The following is a 2,850-nucleotide window of genomic DNA, read 5'->3' as shown; positions in this document are numbered from 1 at the left end:
TGAAGGCGGGGACCATGTACCGCGCCTTGGAGTTGAAGTAGCCGTCGCCGAAGAACGTCATCGCGAAGAAGACGAGGCCGTAGAGCCACAGCTGCCAGGGCCACCGGTCCACGATCAACACGGCGATCAGCGCGAGGGCCGCGAGCAGGACGATGGTGACCATCCAGAGGGCCATCGGACCGGACTCGGTGAGCAGGAGGCGGATGTTCTCCATCGAGTAGGCGCCGTTGTCGTACCGCAGGCCCCAGGCGTCGTCCTGGACGATGAAATAGCCGTCCCACCGGCCCAGGCGGTTGCCGACCCACCAGAAATATCCGAGGAAGCCCAGCGGGGCGGTGACGCCGGCCACCCATGGACGCCAGCCGTCCCGGCGTCGCACGATCGCGATCAGGGCGCTCAGGCAGACCACCAGGATCAGGGCCGCGGCGGTCGGGCGGGTGAGCCCGGCGAGCAGGCAGAGCGGGCCGGCGAGCAGCCACCGGCGGCGGAGCAGGGCGTACAACGACCAGGCGGCGAGCGCGGTGAACAGGCTCTCGGAGTAGGCCATCGACTCGACGAGGGCGTGCGGGATGACCGCCCAGACCGCCGCGAGCATCACGCCGGTGGGCCGGTTGCGCAGATGGCTGCCGATCTTGTAGAGGCCGGCGGCCGCGGCCGCTCCGGACATCCAGGCGATCCAGATGCCCGCGGTGCCCGCGCCGGCGGGCAGGATCGGGTCGAGCAGCGCCATCAGGCCGGGGAACAGCGGGAAGAACGCCAGGTTCGTCACGGCCAGGCCGTAGTCGGGGGCCAGCTTGAGGAACGGGTCGTAGCCGTGGTTGGCGATCTGCGAATACCACCCCGCGTCGTACTTGCCGAGCAGGTCCCACAGGTCGATGTGCCGCGCATCCGCGAACGACATGGTGACCAGCAGACAGATCAGGCGGAGCTCGATGTAGAGCGTGACCGCCAGCAGACCCGCCCACAGGCCCGTCCGGCGACGCCGGACCGGGGCCGGCTCGGCGAGGGCCGGCTCGGCGAGGGCCGGCTCGGCGAGGGCCGGCTCAGCGGGTGCCGGTTCGGCGAGGGCCGGTTCGGTGGAGGCCGGCTCAGCGGGGGCGGGCAGCGCCTCGATCAGGTCGTCGGCGGCCGGCCGCGGCGCCGGAACGGTCACCTGGACCGGCGGCTGGTCCTCGGTCCCGGGATCGGTACGCGTTTCTGCCTGCGACACCGTGAGCTCCTATGGCAACGACCGCGACCTCGAGCGGAAGCTTACTCAGCACGTCAAAACCAGACCGGGCCACACCACTCCGGGGTGTCCTTACGCGGCCGGCCGGCCGGGACCCGGTGCCATGGCAGCAGTTGGACCGGGCGGCGGGCGGCGACGTCCTCCACCCAGCCGAAAACGGCCACGCAGCCGGCCAGCAACACGAGCAAGAAGCCGATCATGCCGGCGTTCTCCAGCCACACGCTGACGCCGTCGCCCTCGAGGTACCCGACGATGACCAGGGAAAACGTGATCGCCACGTTGTGCCAGAGGTAGATCGTCACGGCCCGCGCGTTGCAGAAGTTCACCAGCCCGTTGAGCATCCGGCGCCTCTGCAGCCACACCATCGACGGCGAGATCCGCATCAGCAGCACCGTGAATCCGAGCGAGTAGATCCCGTACGCGATCGGCTCGTTCGCCAGGTCGATCCCCTCGTCACCCGGGTGCATCACGGTCCACGCCAGTCCCGCCGCGACCAGGACGGCGGCCATGGGTACGAGCACAGCGAACCGGATCTTGCGCAGGTCACCCGCTCGGTGGGCGAACCCGAGCACCCAGCACGACGTGAATGTCAGCACGTCGGTCACCGCCGACCCGACATGGTGCCCCACCGGCACCGGGAGACTGTCCCACGCGAACAGCAGGATCAGCGGGACGATGATCGTGGCCAGCGGCCGCCGCCGGTACATCCGCAGCAGCACCGGCGAGAGAAGCACCAGCCAGAGGTACGCGACCAGATACCAGAGCACCCCGGTGGCCGGCGCCGCCCACTCCGACGACGGCGGCTCGACCAGCGGCACCGCCCACATCAGGAACCGCGTCCAGTCCGGCCGGTGGGTCCAGCCGGCCAGGAACATCGCCGGGATCACCACCGCGCCGAAGACCCACAGGGCGGGCAGCAAGCGGCGCAGGCGGCCGGTGATGGCCTGCTCCGCGGACCGGTCGACGGACTTGGACATCAGCGAGCCGCCCAGCGCGAACATCACGCCCATCGACGGGAAGATCAGCGACAGCCAGCCGTACCCGAAGGTATGGTAGAAGACGATCCGGACGATCGCCGCCGCCCGCAGCGCGTCGAAGTACCGGTCGCGGGATGGTGTCTCCGGTTTCGCTTTCGTTCCGTACAACCCGGATTTCGCACCATCCACCGTCGTCATGCGGGACAGGCTAGAGAGCGGCGGGATCACAGCGGGACCCCTGTCACTCGAAGGGACGAAGGCCGTTCGGGCCACAGAGTCGTCCATCCGTGCCGCAACCTCGGCGGCCGTCCTCCGCCGTGGACGGAACCACCCACGCCGGTGTCACAAGCATGCTGAGGGCCGGGCGAACTGGAATTCGCCCGGCCCTCGAGACTGCGGTACCGCTATCGAACTTCCTGCGCGGCCTGCTTCGACTGCTGGGCCGCGTCCTGCGCGGACGACTGCGCCTGCTGCTTGGTGGTCGCGGCGGCGTCCTGTGCCGTCGACTTCACCTGCTGCGCGGCCTCCTGGACCGTGCCGGACAGGTCGTCCTTGAGCTCACCGGCGGCGTCCTTCACCCGGTCGGTCAGCTCTCCACTGTTGTCCTTCAGCTGCTGACCGGCCCGCCGCTCGGCGTCGGTCACC

Annotated in this window: 2 protein-coding genes and 1 pseudogene; all 3 read right to left on the bottom strand. The window is 69.7% G+C overall.

Going from position 1 to position 2,850, the window contains the following annotated elements:
• Nucleotides 1–1,210, bottom strand: a 1,210-nt coding sequence (locus tag AB0M20_RS36000; RefSeq protein WP_364305072.1) for a hypothetical protein, incomplete at its 3' end; no start/stop codon positions are given.
• 53 nt (nucleotides 1,211–1,263) lie between these two features.
• Entirely contained in the window at nucleotides 1,264–2,403 is a 1,140-nt protein-coding gene (locus AB0M20_RS35995; protein WP_364305070.1) for an acyltransferase, read from the bottom strand.
• Between the two features lie 206 nt (nucleotides 2,404–2,609).
• Nucleotides 2,610–2,850, bottom strand: a pseudogene (locus AB0M20_RS35990) (hypothetical protein); the annotation flags it as partial.

The sequence above is a fragment of the Actinoplanes sp. NPDC051633 genome (assembly GCF_040681735.1).
Lineage (GTDB): Bacteria > Actinomycetota > Actinomycetes > Mycobacteriales > Micromonosporaceae > Actinoplanes.
The sequence above is the reverse complement of the archived record's forward strand: the minus strand, read 5'-3'. Positions and strand labels throughout refer to the sequence as shown.

What these genes read in the sequence shown, in the direction of transcription:
- AB0M20_RS35995 (WP_364305070.1), bottom strand. Translation starts at nt 2,403, where the DNA reads ATGACGACGGTGGATGGTGCGAAATCCGGGTTGTACGGAACGAAAGCG.